Origin of the sequence: Arcicella lustrica (assembly GCF_034930985.1) — a bacterium.
GTDB classification, from domain to species: domain Bacteria; phylum Bacteroidota; class Bacteroidia; order Cytophagales; family Spirosomataceae; genus Arcicella; species Arcicella lustrica.
On sequence record NZ_JAYGIM010000009.1, the window covers coordinates 205,015 to 221,859 of the forward strand.

The following is a 16,845-nucleotide window of genomic DNA, read 5'->3' on the forward strand; positions in this document are numbered from 1 at the left end:
CAAAATTACAAAAAATAGAACCATGCAAATTATAGACGGGAAAGCAGTTGCTGACGAAATCAAGAAAGAAATCGCATTGGAAGTAGCTGAAATCAAAGCATCTGGTGGTAAAACACCACATTTAGTAGCCATTTTGGTTGGAAATAATGGTGCTTCTGAAACCTATGTTGCCAACAAAGTAAAATCTTGTCAAGAATTAGGATTTAATTCAACATTACTTCGTTTCGACCCAAGTATTACTGAAGCTGAATTATTGGCTGAAGTACAAAAAGTAAATGATAATGATGATATGGATGGATTGATTGTTCAATTACCACTTCCAGACCATATCAATCCCGATAAAGTAATGGAAACGATTGCGCCAAGTAAAGATGTTGATGGTTTTCATCCAATCAATATTGGTAGAATGGCAAAAGGTCTTCCTGCTTATATTTCTGCGACGCCTCAAGGAGTATTAGACTTATTGGCGTATTATAATATTGAAACTTCTGGAAAACATTGTGTTGTGGTGGGTCGTAGCCAGATTGTAGGCTTACCGATGTCTATTTTGATGCAACGCAACACTAAAATTGGTAATTGTACAGTAACACTTACGCATTCAAAAACGAAAGATTTACCAGCTGTTTGTGCTAGTGCGGATATTTTAATTGCAGCTTTGGGTCGTGCAGAGTTTATCACAGCTGAATATGTTAAAGATGGCGCTGTAGTAATTGATGTAGGTTTGACTAGAGTAGAAGACCCAACTAAGAAGTCTGGCTTTGCATTGAAAGGAGATGTGAAATTTGATGAAGTTGCTCCGAAGTGCTCTTTCATCACGCCAGTTCCTAAAGGAGTAGGCCCAATGACGATTGTTTCCCTGATGAAAAATACTTTGCTTTCAGCAAAAAAGGTGATTTACCAATAAAATGTAGTACTTTATTTGGGTGTTTAAGGCTTAATTATTTATTGTTTGAAAAATCGACTGTTCAGTGCTGTTTAAGCGAATGATTTTTTGTACTTTTGCGGTAAATTTCAGAAAAAGTATTTCCAAGATAATTTTGAATTAAGAGAGCCTTACAAAACTCTCCAAAAAAATGGCTGCTATCAATCAAGTTAAGATTTTCACAGGATCATCTTCCGAATATTTAGCAAAAGAAATTGCTCGCTTTTACGGAAAAGATTTAGGTTTGTCTTCTGTTCAACGTTTCTCAGATGGTGAAATGTCACCAAGTTTTAACGAATCTATCAGAGGATGTGATGTATTCATCATTCAATCAACCTTCCCACCAGCTGATAACATGCTGGAGCTTTTGTTAATGATTGACGGTGCTCGTCGTGCTTCTGCTCACTATGTTACGGTTGTTATTCCTTATTTCGGGTATTCTCGTCAGGATAGAAAAGACAAACCAAGAGTAGGTATCGGAGCAAAATTAGTAGCTAATTTATTAACAGCTGCTGGTGCTGATAGATTAATGACTTTAGATTTACATGCTGGACAAATCCAAGGTTTTTTCGATTTTCCTGTAGATCATTTAGAAGGAACAGCCATTTTCGTTCCTTACTTAAAATCATTAGGATTAGATAATTTACTTTTTGCTTCTCCTGATGTTGGTGGTGTGGTTCGTACTCGTAATGTTGCCAAGTTCTTCAATGCTGAAATGGTAATTTGCGATAAGCAACGTAAACGTGCTAACGAAGTAGCAACAATGCAATTAATTGGTGATGTTACTGGTGCAGACGTAGTTTTAGTCGATGACTTAATTGATACTGGTGGTACTATGTGTAAAGCTGCTCAGTTAATCATGGACAAAGGTGCAAAATCTGTAAGAGCCATCGTAACACACCCAGTACTTTCTGGAAAAGCGTATGAAAACATCAATAATTCAGTATTAACTGAGTTGGTTGTAACAGACACAATTCCATTAAGAGAAGCTAGTGATAAAATTAAAGTATTATCAGTAGCAGAATTATTCGCCAAAGCAATTGGCAGAATTCGTGATCATGAATCTATCAGTTCATTATTTATAAAAAATTAATTTAAACGGTTGATTGAAGATAGTGCTCAAGGAATAATTTCCTTGAAATCGACAGGCCTTCAACACAAATCACTCAAAAATGAGAAAGATTGAAATCGTAGGGTATAACAGAGAAACCCTTGGAACAAAATCAGCAAAAGATCTTCGTAACGAATCTTTAGCTCCATGTGTATTATACGGTGGTGAAAAACAAATTCACTTTGCTGTACCAATGATTCTTTTCCGTGAATTATTATATACTCCAGAAGTATCAGAAGTAATCTTAAACATCGAAGGTGAAATCCACCACGCTATCGTTCAAGATTCACAATTCCACCCAGTATCAGAAGTTCTTCTTCATGTCGATTTCTTAGAAATCGTTGAAGGTAAAGAAATCAAAATTGACGTTCCTGTGAAAGTTATTGGTGATGCACCAGGCGTTCGTAAAGGGGGTAAAATGGTTCAAAAATTACGTAAAGTAACTTTGAAAGGTTTATCAGACAATATTCCTGATTTTATCGAAGCTGACATTACTGGCTTAGATTTAGGACAAACATTGAAAGTGGCTAAATTGAAGGCTGAAAACGTTGCGATTTTAAATAATCCTTCGGCTCCAGTTGCTACAATTGACATCCCACGTGCTTTAAGAGGAAAAATTAACTCATAGTAGTTAATTTACAATTTCACTGATAGGTTTTATAAAAAAGCTGTTTCTTCAATTATTGAAAGAAACAGCTTTTTTTATGTTATTTTGAGAGCTTTTCTAAAGCTAGTTTAATTAAATTATCAACCGCCCTTTCAGGATTTTTAGCAAAATCGTTCGTCATTCTACTGGCAAGAATAGCACTGATTGATAATACTTCATGACCTAGCACTTTCCCCATTAAATAATAGCCTGCCGTTTCCATTTCAAGATTAGTCAATAATAAATTATCATGTCTGAATGAATTAAATTTTTCTAACAGATTTTCAATTTTAGGACTATATCTTAAAATTCTACCTTGAGGAGCATAAAATCCTGGACAAGTAACGGTATTGCCTTCAAACCAATCGACTGGAGAATCTTCCATAAACAGGTTGTACAAAGGCTTACTTCCAGCATTAGCATAAGGCATAAAATCTAAAGCAAAATACTTTTTGATAGATTCTGCGATAGAATTGTTTTGAGAAGTATAAAAATAGCCTAGTGCATCAAAGCCAATACCTAGTTTAGAAACTACGATGCTTTCCATAGGAATCTCTTTTTGTAAGCTGCCAGAGGTGCCTAGCCTAATAATATTTAAGGATTTATGTTGATCAAATGGTGTTCTCGTTGCTAAATCGATGTTGGCTAAAGCATCAAGTTCATTCATTAAAATTTCTATGTTATCGGTGCCAATTCCACTTGAAATTACACTAAGACGTTTTTTTCCAAGATAGCCAGTATGAGTAACAAACTCTCGTTTATTAATTTTTATTTCAACGCTATCGAAATATTTAGAAACTTTTTCTACTCTTTCGGGGTCACCAACGGTAATGATAGTATCAGCAATATCGTCTGGACGAAGATTCAAATGATAGATACTTCCATCAGCATTTGTAATTAAATCGGTTGATGAAATGGTCATAGTCTGTATGATTTTAAATGAAAAAACTAGAGGCATTGTAATTGCTACAATACCTCTAGTTGAATATACTCGTCAAATATATAAATTATGCGTTTTGTTCCAAAGGGCTTTTTGTTAATTTTCTACTTTTGAAACCAAATTCAGGAGTATAGTTATCCGACTGCTTAGAGTAATATCCTTTTACATTATAAGGGCGTTTGCGTGGATGATTTTTACATGCTACAGAACAAGCTCCATCCATTTCTAACAAACAAGTAGCACAAATAGGTAAATGCTCATTGCATTCTGGATTAGCACAGTTTACCATATCTTCTGTATCAGTTTTACAAATATGGCATTTTGAAATGATGACAGGGTTTACAGTATTTACTTCTGTTTTTACTCTGTTATCAAATACATAACATTTTCCTTCAAAGTCTTCACCACCTTCTTCTAAACCATATTTAATAATTCCGCCATGTAATTGATAAACATTTTCGAAACCACGCTCAATTAAATAAGCAGAAGCTTTTTCACATTTTATCCCTCCAGTGCAATAAGTAATGATTTTTTTATCTTTCAAATGTTCAATCTCTTGCACGTGTTCAGGCAATTCACGAAGCGTTTCCATATCAAATGTTACTGCTCCTTTGAATTTTCCTATGCTGTGTTCATAATTAGAACGCATATCAACTAAAACAACATCAGGGTCATTCTTCAACATTTCTTTGAAATCTGCTGGCTCTAAATGCTTTCCTGTTCTTACTCTTGGGTCAACTGGTAAATCAGAATTGACAATTTCTTCTTTTACTCTTACATGGAGTTTAGCAAAAGCGTGTTCTTCGTGCTCTTCAACTTTAAAGTCGAAATTAGAACCTGCAAAAATTGGGTCATTTTCTAACCAATGCATGTAACGTACACAGTCTTCAGTCAAACCAGAAACTGTACCGTTTAGTCCTTCAGAAGCAACAATGATACGACCTAATAAACGATTTTCTAAACAAAATAGATGATGCTTTTCTCGATAAGTATCCGCATCAGGGATAGGAGTGTAATTATAATAAAGAATTACTCTGTATGGCTTCATCTTCAACATGAGTTTACAGCGTGAATGTATTCTTATCAAAAAAACTTATTCGTGACCTAAAATATTTGATAAGAGATACTAAAACGAATAAGCGAGTACAAAGATACGAAAAAGGGGAGTTTTGACGTAGAAATTTCTAATTTCCAAAAATGCTTTTTGTCATTTTTTATGTGGTAAGAACAATTATAGGCTTTGTTTTTCAGCAGTTTAGGAGTAAAATGAGAACGAGACCATCATTTTCAGAATAGCCTCGTTAAAATATTGCAATACCAATGAATCTTAATGTGTTTCATAAACCTCAACTTCTTCAACTTCCACAAGCATATTTTCATTGATGGTCGAAAGCTTTACTTTTTTAGTTTCATTAATCAAAATTGGGTCATATTTGGCAGTTACTCTGATATAATTTTCAGTGAAACCCTGCATTTGTCCATTTTCAACATCTTCTTCAAAAAGTACTGTAAATGAATCTTCTAAATGTTCTTCGTAAAAAAATCTTCTTTTTTTATCAGATAAGATATGAAGCATTTTTGAGCGTTCTGATCTTTTACTCATTGGTACCACAGGTTTGATAGCCAATGCTGAAGTATTTTCTCTTTCTGAGTAAGTAAAAACGTGCAAATAACTGATTGGTAATTCGTTCAAGAAATTATAAGTTTCTAAAAACTCTTCGTCTGTTTCTCCTGGATGACCTACAATTACATCAACGCCAATGCAACAATTAGGCATTAATTCTTTGATTTTTGTAACTCTATCTACATAAAGCTCTCTTTTGTAGCGTCTTTTCATCAAGGCCAATACTTTATTTGAACCCGACTGTAATGGAATATGAAAATGAGGAACAAAGCGTTTTGAGCTTGCTACGAAAGCTATAATTTCATCAGTCAATAAATTAGGCTCAATTGAAGAAATTCTAAAACGTTCAATTCCTTCAACTTCGTCCAAGGCTTTTACTAACTCTAAAAAAGTATTTTCTCTTTTTCCGTTTTGAAGACCAAAATCTCCAATATTTACGCCTGTTAAAACGATTTCTTTTACGCCACTTTCAGCAATTTCACGAGCTGCTTTTAATACATTTGCTATGGTATCTGAACGACTTCCCCCTCTAGCCAAAGGAATCGTACAATAAGCGCAAGGATAATCACAGCCATCTTGTACTTTCAAGAAAGTACGAGTTCTATCGTTCAATGAATATGAAGTATGATATTCTACAGCTTCTTCAATATTTTGATTATAGACTTTAGCTTTATTGCCCGAAGGTTCTTTTACAAAACCATCTAATAAATCTATCAATTGGAATTTTTCTGCTGCACCCAATACCGCATCTACTCCTTCAATATCAGCAATTTCCTGTGGTTTCAATTGTGCATAACAACCAATGATTGTTACGTAACCATCAGGATTTATTTTATTGGCTTCTTTTACAATTTTCTTACACTTCTTGTCAGCATTTTCGGTCACTGAACAAGTATTGATGATGAATATGTCTGGCTTTTGATTAAACTCAACTTTTTGATAACCTTTTTGCTCAAACATTCTTGAGATGGTTGAGGTCTCAGAATAGTTAAGTTTACAGCCTAATGTATAAAATGCTACTTTTTTCATACTGCAAAGATAGTTATCAAGATTGAAATTTATAGCTAAAAAAGTAAAAGTAGCTGGATATTAGATTCATAATTAGCTGATTATCTGATATAATAATAAAGAAGCTCGACTAAATTAGCCGAGCTTCTTTATTATTATATGTTGTATCAAAATTAGATAACTGCAGTTTTAACAGTTTTAATGATACGAGCAGCCACTTTGTATGGATCAGCAGCAGAGTTTGGACGACGGTCTTCTAACCATCCTTTCCATCCTTTTTGAACTGCAGCGATTGGAATACGGATTGATGCACCACGGTCAGATACTCCATAAGAGAATTGATCGATAGATTGAGTTTCGTGTTTACCAGTCAAACGTAAGTGGTTATCAGCACCATATACTTCGATATGTTCTTTCACGAAAGGAGCGAATGCTTGACAGATAATGTCGTAAGTTTCTTTCTTACCAGCTGTTCTAAGAGCAGTGTTAGAGAAGTTAGCGTGCATACCTGAACCATTCCAGTCAGTATTACCAAGAGGTTTACAGTGATAGTTAACCCAAACACCGTATTTCTCACAAGTTCTTTCCAATAAATAACGAGCTACCCAGATTTCATCACCAGCTTGTTTAGCGCCTTTAGAGAAACATTGGAATTCCCATTGACCAGCAGCAACTTCAGCATTGATACCTTCAACGTTCAAACCAGCTTGAAGACAATATTCTAAATGCTCTTCAACGATATTACGTCCATAAGCATTTTTAGCTCCAACTGAACAATAATATGGTCCTTGTGGACGAGGATAACCGTTTGAAGGGAAACCTAAAGGAAGATTTGTAGCTAAATCGTATAAGAAGTATTCTTGTTCAAAACCAAACCAGAAATCATTGTCATCATCTTCAATCGTAGCACGACCGTTAGACTCGTGTGGATTACCTTCAGAATCTAAAACTTCGCACATTACAAGATATGATGGAGTTCCCAATAAAGAACGCTCAGGATCTTTGCAAATGAAAACAGGTTTCAATTGACAGTCAGAAGAACCACCTGGAGCTTGTTCTGTTGATGAACCATCAAATGACCACATGTCGCAATCCTCTAATTTACCGCTAAAATTATTTTCAATTTTAGTTTTACTACGAAGGCTCTGAGTTGGTTTGTAACCGTCCAACCAAATGTACTCAAGTTTAGCTTTTGCCATGATTTTGTTATTGGATTTTTATTTATTTGGTTAATTTCCTTATTTCTTGCTACAAATTTATACTTCAAAAGTTGAATTTCACAAGAAAAAAATGATTTTTATGAAATTTTTAAACATGGCTCTGTTTTTTCGATTGATTTGAACTATTCTAATGCGTCAAACAATTGCCATATTTCAATTGATGAAATTATATTTTGTTATTATCAAAATTACAATACTTTATTTTGTAAATCAAAATTTTTGCAGAATAAAATGTAAAGTTCTTGAAATAGTTAAATTTTTTCTTTAGTTATTTTAATGTTGATAAAATTGTGATATTTGAAGGTTATTCATTTTTGATAAAAAAGTTGATTTTTGGCTATTTTTTTAAATTTTAAGAGGGATTAATTAATAAAAAATAAATTTCAATTACATTTATGCGTGAGTTTATTATTTAGTGGAATTAAAAGGTAGAGATTGAAATGTAATCAGTAGTTTGCTTGAGGCTTCAGTCAAAACCCTGAGTGAAATATCCATTAACATTAAAAAAAAAATCTGAAAAATTTTATATGGCAATTGCAAGATTTAAAGCACTTGAGTTAGCTCAGTCTCGTCCGACTGTACCGGTTAAAATACCGACAGAAAAAGTAACCGATTATTACGGAAGTAATACTTTTAATGATGAAGTAATGCGTTCCTTATTAAGTCCAGAAGCTTATCTGAAAATTACAAATGCGATTGAGGATGGTAAGAAAATTGATAGAGAAGCCGCTGATGAAGTTGCAGCTGCGATGAAATCATGGGCTTTGTCGAAAGGAGTAACACATTATACACATTGGTTTCAACCATTAACGGGTACTACTGCTGAAAAGCATGATGCTTTTTTTGACATTACAAGTAAAGGTAAAGCTGTTGAAAAATTCAAAGGTTCAGCATTAGTTCAACAAGAACCTGATGCTTCATCTTTCCCAAATGGCGGCATTCGTTCTACTTTTGAAGCCCGTGGTTATACAGCTTGGGATCCTTCTTCTCCAGCCTTTATTATGGAAAACGTAGCAGGCACTGCTACTTTATGTATTCCTTCAGTTTTTGTTTCTTATACTGGCGAAGCATTAGATTACAAAACACCTTTATTAAAATCAAGTGAATTGATTGATAAAGCTGCAACTAAAGTAATGAATGAATACTTTAGTCGTGAAGTATCAAAGGTTTCTGCTTCTGTTGGTATTGAACAAGAGTATTTCTTGGTAGATGAAGCATTGTACAATGCTCGTCCAGATTTGATGATGTCTGGAAGAACAGTTTTTGGACATTCGCCAGCTAAAGGACAGCAATTAGAAGACCATTACTTTGGGTCAATTCCTTCAAGAGTAAATGCTTTTATGGTTGATTTTGAATTGGAAGCTTTGAAATTAGGTATGCCAGTTCGTACTCGTCACAACGAAGTTGCTCCAGCACAATTTGAGGTTGCCCCAACTTTTGAAGAAGCAAATTTAGCTTGTGACCACAATGCTCTTTTGATGGATTTGATGAATAAAGTAGCTGCAAAACATAAAATGCGTGTGCTTTTTCATGAAAAACCATTTTCAGGTATCAACGGTTCTGGTAAACACAATAACTGGTCTTTGGCTACAGATACTGGTGTCAACCTTTTAGGTCCATCAACTAAACCAAAAGAAAACCTTCGTTTCCTTACTTTCTTTGTAAACACAATCAAGGCTGTTCACGATTATGCTGATTTATTGCGTGCTTCTATCGCAACAGCAGGGAACGAACATCGTTTAGGCGCTAATGAAGCTCCTCCAGCGATTGTTTCAATCTTCATTGGAACAGAAATGACTCGTGTATTGAACGATTTAGAAAATCTTTCAGAAATGCACGATATTAAATTAGAAAAAGGAGATAATGTTTATTTAAGATTGGGAATCAATAAAATTCCAGCACTTTTATTAGATAACACTGATAGAAATAGAACATCACCTTTTGCTTTTACAGGTAATAAATTTGAGTTTAGAGCAGTTGGTTCTTCTGCCAATTCTGCCGCACCTATGACAATCCTTAACACGATTGTGGCTAACCAATTATTACAATTCCGTGAGGAAGTGGATGTTTACTTAGAAAAAGGCATCAAAAAAGAATTAGCAATTGTTGAAGTATTGAAAAAGTATGTAAAACAATCAAGAAAAATTCTTTTTGAAGGAAATGGTTATTCAGAGGAGTGGACAGAAGAAGCTGCAAAAAGAGGATTGTCAAATCTAAAAACTGCTCCTGAAGCACTTAGAAAATATTTGGATAAATCAGCGATTGATTTGTTCTCGAAACATGGTATTTTTAATGAAATTGAAATGCACGCACGCTATGAAATCGAGATTGAAAATTATATCAAGAAAATCCAAATTGAATCAAGAGTTGTTGGTGATTTAGCTATCAACCATATCGTTTCAACTTCTTTAAAGTATCAAACACAATTAGTTGATAACGTTCGTGGACAAAAAGAAATTGGTATTGATCCTCAATATTATGCTCCTACGATTGAAATCATCAAGAAAATTTCTATTTACACTGCCAAAATCAACAATTTAGTTGATGAAATGACAGAAGCTAGAAAAGAAGCCAATAATGTAGAAGATACTGCTGAAAGAGCTAGACTTTACAGTACAAAAGTGAAGAATTACTTAGAGGAAATTCGTTATTGCGTAGATAAATTAGAACTTATCGTTGATGATGATGAATGGCCTTTACCAAAATACAGAGAATTATTATTGATTAGATAAGTAAACAATAAGCCTGAAAATGCCCACAGCACTTTTGTGTTAGTGGGCATTTTTGTTATCTTTGACTCATAAATTAATCTATTGTAATATGTCATTAAAATCGAATCCGGGACTAGACCCTAAAGAAATTGAACAGTTAAAAAAGGAATGCAAAGAAGCAGGAAAGAAGTTTGTTTATTTTGAAGACGAACTGAATGATGAACCTGATAACGTTGAAGAATTTGTTCACGTTCAGTTTGTAGGTGAATACAAAGGTCAAGAAGCAATTTTTGATGCTGTTATTTACTCTCTTCGTTTGCATTACAACAGTATTGTTTATGAAACTGCCGAGCGTCAAGCGATGAAGTCGTTTCCTTTGTATGTTCCTGTAGAGAACCGTGATGAGACTTATACGTCAAATGAGGCAATGGATGAAGAAGTAGAATTATTCATTACTGAATTGATTGAAGAAATTGAAGAAAACGAAGAAATTAAACTTTCTGAGCATTTGGAAATTGATGAAGATTTTGAATTCGGAATCGGATTAGAAGTATGCTTGAATGTTGATGAAGTAAATGATAAAGTAGTTACTAAATTTGTGGACGATTACTTATCTGGTAACTTCAAATTAAACCCAACTTTGTTTTCTTTCAAAACAGAGGCTGAAGACTAATTTCTTTATAAATGTTTAGTAATTATCCCATTTGGTTAAAGTCACTTATTAAAGTCTTTGGATTTGTGTTGTTCTTCATCTTTTTTGTTGGACTTGGAAGAAGTTTCACAGTATTTCTGTTGACTTTCGTATATCAAATCGACTTCGACAAGCTTTATGAAATAATTACTTTACCTAAGCACTACGACAAATTACTGGTGTATGAAATAGGGGGACTATTCTTTGAAATATTAGCCGTTTGGCTTTATCCAAAGATGCTTGGAAAAAGTATTTCACTCAAAAGTTTAGGGTTAGATTGGAAAAACAAAAGTAAGGATTTTGCCTTTGGATGTATTATTGGCATCTTTTTAATAAGCACTGGATTTATCATATTGAAAATTATGGGATACGTTCAAGTCATAAAACTTGAATTTAATCCCATAATTTTCGTTTCGTATATCTTCTTTTTTTTAGCAGTTGCCATTTCAGAAGAACTTATGGCACGTGGATATGTGCTGAGTACTTTAATGGAAGGCATGAATAAATACGCAGCCCTGAGTACTTCTGCGTTTATTTTTGCAGGTTTACATTTGATGAACAATCACATTGGCCTCATTCCTCTTGTCAATCTTACTTTAGCAGGTTATTTATTGGGAATTTATTTTATTTTCCGAAAAAATTTAATGTTTCCGATTGGACTACATTTTACTTGGAATTTCTTTCAAGGAGCAGTTTTTGGCTTTGAAGTATCAGGACATGACGTCCAGGGCATTATTACACAAAATGTAATTGGAGATATTTTATGGACTGGTGGAGCTTTTGGTCTTGAAGGCTCAATTGTTTCTTTACCCATTGTGATACTTGGTATTGCATTTATTTACTTTTTTTATTGTAAATCAAACATTTCTTCAGCAGAATCTAATTGATTTTTTGCTTGTAAAGAAGACAAATTTCATGAATATATTTTACGAACCAAATATCAAGCAAACTTTACTGTTGAATGAAGAAGAGTCTCGTCATGCCATAAAAGTACTTCGTTTGTCGGTCGGAAGTAAATTGTATGTTGTAGATGGTAAAGGTGGTTTTTATACTTGTGAAATTAAGGTTGCACATGAAAAAAAGTGTGAAGTAAAAATTGTAGAAGAACAACAAGATTATGAACGTCACGATTTTTATATTCATTTAATCATTGCTCCAACCAAGAACATGGATAGAATTGAATGGATGGTTGAAAAATGTGTAGAAATGGGCATTCATGAAATTTCTTTTATTCAAACTCGTTATTCAGAACGCAAGGAAATAAAAACGGCTAGAATTGAAAAAATTGCGATAGGAGCAATGAAGCAATCTTTAAAAGCATTTTTGCCAAAAATCAATGAAATGATTACTTGGAAAGCTTTTTTACAGAAAGAAGTGGCTGAATCTCAGAAAATGATTGCTCATTTGGAAGAAGGTGATAGGAAATTAATCAAAGATTTAGCTATTCCAAAAGGAAATTACGCCGTATTAATTGGACCAGAAGGCGATTTTAATCCAGATGAAATAGAACAAGCTTTGAAAAAAGGTTTCCAGCCTGTTACTTTAGGAAAAAGTAGATTAAGAACAGAAACCGCTGGTTTGGCAGCTTGTTTTACTTTGAATTTAATTAATCAATAATGAAGTAAGTAAACAATCAAGTAATTCAACAATGAAGAATATCCGTAAAAGTATTGCTAGTATTTTATTGTTAACTTTTTTCTTGTTTTTTAATCATCAAAGCTTTGCTCAATATTCATTTAAAATTGCCAAAATGAAATATGGAGGAGGAGGCGATTGGTATTGTAACAAGACTTCATTAACGAATCTAATCAAATTTTGTAACAGTAATCTCAGAACAAATATTGCTCCAGAAGAAGACATTGTAGAACCTTCAAGTCCAGAATTATTTACTTATCCATTTGTGCATTTAACAGGACATGGGAATGTTGTTTTTAGCGATGGAGATGTGGCTAATCTTAGAAAATATTTAGTAGGCGGAGGCTTTTTGCATGTTGATGATAATTATGGTTTAGATAAATTTATTCGTAGAGAAATGAAAAAGGTTTTTCCAGAATTAAGTTTTGTTGAATTGTCATTTAATCATCCTATTTATAATCAGAAATTCAAATTCCCGAATGGTTTACCCAAGATACACGAACATGACAATAAACCACCACAAGGTTTTGGTTTGATTTACGAAGGTAGATTAGTCTGTTTTTATAGCTTTGAATGCGATTTAGGCAATGGTTGGGAAGATCAAAGTGTTTATAAAGACCCAGAAACGATTCGTTTGAAAGCTTTACAGATGGGTGCAAACTTATTGGCTTACTCGCTTACTTCTTTTTAAAGCTTGCAAATGTCAGAATAAAAAATATTTAAACCCTTTTTAATAAACATTCGGTAACTTTGTTGACGGTTTACTGTTAAAGTTTTAAAGAACTTAGATAGTAGCTGTCTTTTAAATTCTCAATCACAAGAACAAATTAAAATAATAATATAATCATGCAGTTGGTATTGCCCGCTTTTATCATTCATTGGTACTTATCTTTATTTAGCCAAACGTTTTTTTTACACCGTTATTCGGCACACAAGATGTTTACCATGAATAAGTTTTGGGAGAAATTTTTCTATTTCCTCACTTACGTTTCTCAAGGTTCATCTTATTTAAGTCCACGTGCTTACGCAATTTTACACCGTATGCACCATGCTTTCAGCGATACCGAGAAAGACCCACATTCACCACATTTTTCTGATAATGTATTCGCAATGATGTGGAAAACAAAAGATATTTATAACGCATTGTTGAACAATAAAGCTAAAATTGAAGAGCGTTTCGATCATAACTATCCTTTTTCAAAAACGATTGAAAAATTAGGTGATCATTGGATTTCAAGAATTGGTTGGGGCGTTTCTTACATTGTTATGTATGTAGTAGCTTTTGTTTATTTTGATATGCACTGGGCATTCTTCTTTTTATTGCCTATCCACTTTTTGATGGGTCCTGTTCATGGAGCAATTGTAAACTGGTCGGGTCATAAATATGGTTATCAAAATCATGACAATAAAGATAAATCTAGAAACTCTTTAGTATTTGACTTTTTGATGATGGGAGAGTTATTCCAAAACAATCATCACAAATTGCCAAACAGCATGAATTTCGCTTCAAAATGGTATGAATTTGACCCAACTTACCCAATGATTAAATTATTAATCTGGTTAAGAATCATCAAGCCAAATTTAAGTAAACCTGCTGATGCAGAGTTTTAGTTATTGATATTGAGTGAATTAATGAATGATTTAGTGATTCTCAATATCTGATATAATCAATAAAAAAGTCCTGATTGAATTTCAATCAGGACTTTTTTATTGATTATGGCTCAAAGCTCAAAACTGGTAGCTGAAAACTTACTACAATTTTCTGTCAATTTCAAAAGCCTCCAAGTAATCAGATACTCTCTTTACAAATTGTCCGCCCAATGAACCATCAACGATTCTATGGTCATAAGAATGAGAAATAAACATTTTGTGACGAATACCTAATAAATCTCCTTGAGGCGTTTCAATCACAGCAGGTTTTTTCTGAATAGCCCCAAATGCCATAATCGCTACTTGTGGTTGAACAATAATAGGAGTACCCATAATGTTTCCGAAAGTACCGATGTTAGAGAAAGTGTAAGTTCCACCTTCTAAATCTTCTGGTTTTAGTTTATTTTCTCTTGCTCTTTTGGTTAAATCATTAATTTTCTTTGTCAGACCAATCAAATTATAAGAATCTGCATTGTGAATCACCGGAACAATTAAATTGCCATTTGGCAAAGCAACTGCCATTCCGACGTTGATGTTCTTTTTGTAAATAATTTTATCACCATTTACAGAAGCATTGATTTGTGGAAAATCTTTAATTGCATTAACGATTGCTTCTACTAAAATTGGCGTGTAAGTAATGTTTTCGCCATATTGTTTTTTGAAAGCATCTTTAGCGTTGTTTCTCCAAATCGCCACATTAGTCATATCAGTTTCAACGAATGAAGTAACGTGTGGAGCAACCCTTTTAGATTCTATCATACGCTCTGCAATCATTTTGCGCATTCTGTCCATCTGAATAATTTCATCAGTACCAGAAGTGAAAACAGGAGTGGAGCTTGAAACGATTTTCTCAGGAGTTTTTACTACTGGGATACTTACTTTAGCTGTTTTTCTATTTTCTAAATAAGCTAAAATATCATGTTTTGTTACTCTTCCTTCTGCTCCAGAACCTACAATTGCATCTAGTTCAGCGGTTGAAATGTTTTCTTCTTTTGAAATACTTAATACCAAAGGCGAATAAAATCTTGCACCAGCATTTGAAACTGTTTCTTGTGCTGTAGGGTCAAGATTAATGCCTGTTAATGTTTTGATTTCTTCAATTTCTTGAGCAAGTTTTTCAGAAATAACTTCTGCTTTTGGTGAAGAATCTGCTTCTTCTCCATCTGTATCAATGATACATATTGGTTTTCCGATTTCTGCAATTTCTCCTTCTTGAATCAAAATTTCTGTTAAAATTCCCGACTCGGTACAAGGTACTTCTGTATCAATTTTATCAGTAGCTACTTCTAATAAATATTCATCGGCTTCAATTTTTTCGCCTATGCCTTTAAGCCACTTTAAAATAGTAGCTTCCATGATACTCTCGCCCATTTTGGGCATAATTACTTCGATTAAAGCCATGTTGTTCTTAATAAATTCAGGATGTTGATTGCTGTAAGATGAATGTTTTGTTCACGAAATCCACCCAATTGCAATTTCTTTGTGATTGTTTGTTTTTCTGAAGCGATGGCAATCCAGATAGTGCCTACTGGTTTGTCTGCTGTTCCTCCATCTGGTCCTGCGATGCCACTTGTTGCCAAACCAAATGTTGTTTGGCATAATTTGCGAATATTTTCTGACATTTCGATGACTGTTTGCTCTGAAACTGCTCCGAATTGTGTTAATGTTTCAGCTTTTACACCTAATTGATTGATTTTAACAGTGTTGTCATACGATATAATTCCACCCATAAAATAGGCTGAACTTCCTGCTACTTTCGTGAATTGATGACCTAAATAACCGCCAGTGCAACTTTCAGCAGTGGCAACAGTAAAGCCTTTTTCTTTCAATAAACGACCGATGGCTTCTTCTAGTTCTTCGTTCCCAAAACCATATACATAGTCTTTGATGATAGGCAATACTTTTTCAAATTCATCTTCTACTTCTTTTTCAAGTGCTTTAATGTCTTCTCCAAAACCTGTCAGCCGTAACTTTACACTTCCCATTGATGGTAAGTAAGCTAATTTGATATGCGGAGGAAGTGCATCTTCCCAAGCATCAATGATTTCTGCTAATAGTGATTCACCAATACCAACAGTACGAATTACTTTATGGAAAATGACAGGCGTTTTAAAATACTCTTGAATTTTAGGGAGTAATGAAATCGTCATTAATCCTTTCATTTCGAAAGGTACACCTGGCATTGAAATATAGACTACACCATTTTGTTCAAACCACATACCGGGTGCAGTTCCCATTGTGTTTTTGATATAAGTAGCATTGGCAGGTAATTCTGCCTGACCAAGATTTAAGCCTGTTACTTCTCTTCCTCTTTTTCTAAAGAATTCCGTTAAATCACTTAAAGCTTCTGGATGTACTTCTAATGTTGTATTGAAGTATTTGCAGAATGTCTTTTTGGTAATATCATCTTTGGTGGGACCTAATCCACCCGTTACAATCACTAAATCTGCTCTTTCTGTCGCTTCTTGAAAGATTTGTAAAATGGCTTCTTCTGTATCGCCAACGGATGATTTTCTAACGGTGCGAATCCCTATTTTATCAAGTTCAGCACTAATCCACTGTGTATTAGTATCGGTAATTTGTCCATATAATATTTCGTCACCAATGGTAATTATCTCTGCTCGAATCATTTTTATTTTTACCTTTTAGCTAAAGGCTTAGTCCTAATTGATTATTTTTGTTCAAAA

15 protein-coding genes are annotated in these 16,845 nt (G+C 33.9%); 9 read left to right on the forward strand and 6 right to left on the reverse strand.

All coding sequences use genetic code 11. From position 1 onward, the window contains the following. Positions 1–22: 22 nt before the first annotated feature. From VB798_RS13025 to VB798_RS13035, 3 genes are all read left to right on the forward strand, one after another. Positions 23–904 carry a tetrahydrofolate dehydrogenase/cyclohydrolase catalytic domain-containing protein gene (locus VB798_RS13025; protein ID WP_323258968.1) on the forward strand — a complete coding sequence of 294 codons (882 nt, stop codon included), beginning with the start codon at positions 23–25 and terminating at the stop codon, positions 902–904. A gap of 169 nt (positions 905–1,073) precedes the next feature. Next, positions 1,074–2,015 (forward strand): ribose-phosphate pyrophosphokinase, encoded by a 942-nt coding sequence (locus VB798_RS13030; protein ID WP_323258971.1) that lies wholly within the window; start codon positions 1,074–1,076, stop codon positions 2,013–2,015. Positions 2,016–2,094: 79 nt separating this feature from the next. Then, positions 2,095–2,661 carry a 50S ribosomal protein L25/general stress protein Ctc gene (locus VB798_RS13035; protein WP_323258973.1) on the forward strand — a complete coding sequence of 189 codons (567 nt, stop codon included), beginning with the start codon at positions 2,095–2,097 and terminating at the stop codon, positions 2,659–2,661. A gap of 79 nt (positions 2,662–2,740) precedes the next feature. Here the strand turns inward: VB798_RS13035 and VB798_RS13040 are convergent, their stop codons facing one another. From VB798_RS13040 to VB798_RS13055, 4 genes are all read right to left on the reverse strand, one after another. Then, positions 2,741–3,601: a nucleoside phosphorylase gene (locus tag VB798_RS13040; RefSeq protein WP_323258975.1), complete on the reverse strand. Its 861-nt coding sequence runs from the start codon at positions 3,599–3,601 to the stop codon at positions 2,741–2,743. Positions 3,602–3,686: 85 nt separating this feature from the next. Further along, the gene (gene trhO, locus VB798_RS13045) at positions 3,687–4,667 is read right to left on the reverse strand and encodes an oxygen-dependent tRNA uridine(34) hydroxylase TrhO (protein ID WP_323258978.1); all 981 of its coding nucleotides are present in this window, start codon (positions 4,665–4,667) and stop codon (positions 3,687–3,689) included. A 279-nt stretch (positions 4,668–4,946) separates the two neighbouring features. Beyond that, positions 4,947–6,272, reverse strand: a complete 1,326-nt coding sequence (gene mtaB, locus VB798_RS13050) for a tRNA (N(6)-L-threonylcarbamoyladenosine(37)-C(2))-methylthiotransferase MtaB (RefSeq protein WP_323258980.1) — start codon at positions 6,270–6,272, stop codon at positions 4,947–4,949. 152 nt (positions 6,273–6,424) lie between these two features. After that, complete coding sequence (locus VB798_RS13055) at positions 6,425–7,450, reverse strand: glutamine synthetase beta-grasp domain-containing protein (protein WP_323258982.1); 1,026 nt, start codon at positions 7,448–7,450, stop codon at positions 6,425–6,427. 548 nt (positions 7,451–7,998) lie between these two features. On the opposite strand from VB798_RS13055, the gene VB798_RS13060 reads away from it, so the two are divergent. The 6 genes from VB798_RS13060 (at position 7,999) to VB798_RS13085 (ending at position 14,119) form a co-directional block, all read left to right on the forward strand. Next, positions 7,999–10,203, forward strand: coding sequence for a glutamine synthetase III family protein (locus VB798_RS13060; RefSeq protein WP_323258984.1), 2,205 nt, complete (start codon positions 7,999–8,001; stop codon positions 10,201–10,203). 88 nt (positions 10,204–10,291) lie between these two features. Further along, positions 10,292–10,855 (forward strand): hypothetical protein, encoded by a 564-nt coding sequence (locus tag VB798_RS13065; protein ID WP_323258986.1) that lies wholly within the window; start codon positions 10,292–10,294, stop codon positions 10,853–10,855. Between the two features lie 11 nt (positions 10,856–10,866). Beyond that, positions 10,867–11,760, forward strand: a complete 894-nt coding sequence (locus tag VB798_RS13070; protein ID WP_323258988.1) for a CPBP family intramembrane glutamic endopeptidase — start codon at positions 10,867–10,869, stop codon at positions 11,758–11,760. Between the two features lie 28 nt (positions 11,761–11,788). Continuing rightward, on the forward strand, positions 11,789–12,490 hold the full coding sequence (locus tag VB798_RS13075) for a 16S rRNA (uracil(1498)-N(3))-methyltransferase (RefSeq protein WP_323258990.1): 702 nt from the start codon (positions 11,789–11,791) through the stop codon (positions 12,488–12,490). A gap of 31 nt (positions 12,491–12,521) precedes the next feature. Further along, the gene (locus VB798_RS13080; protein WP_323258992.1) at positions 12,522–13,199 is read left to right on the forward strand and encodes a DUF4159 domain-containing protein; all 678 of its coding nucleotides are present in this window, start codon (positions 12,522–12,524) and stop codon (positions 13,197–13,199) included. Positions 13,200–13,354: 155 nt separating this feature from the next. Then, complete coding sequence (locus VB798_RS13085) at positions 13,355–14,119, forward strand: acyl-CoA desaturase (RefSeq protein WP_323258994.1); 765 nt, start codon at positions 13,355–13,357, stop codon at positions 14,117–14,119. A 141-nt stretch (positions 14,120–14,260) separates the two neighbouring features. Here VB798_RS13085 and VB798_RS13090 read toward each other — a convergent pair whose 3' ends face one another. Next, on the reverse strand, positions 14,261–15,559 hold the full coding sequence (locus VB798_RS13090; RefSeq protein ID WP_323258996.1) for a dihydrolipoamide acetyltransferase family protein: 1,299 nt from the start codon (positions 15,557–15,559) through the stop codon (positions 14,261–14,263). Beyond that, positions 15,550–16,788 carry a competence/damage-inducible protein A gene (locus tag VB798_RS13095; RefSeq protein ID WP_323258997.1) on the reverse strand — a complete coding sequence of 413 codons (1,239 nt, stop codon included), beginning with the start codon at positions 16,786–16,788 and terminating at the stop codon, positions 15,550–15,552. The genes VB798_RS13090 and VB798_RS13095 overlap by 10 nt, the downstream gene beginning before the upstream one ends. Positions 16,789–16,845: the final 57 nt, after the last annotated feature.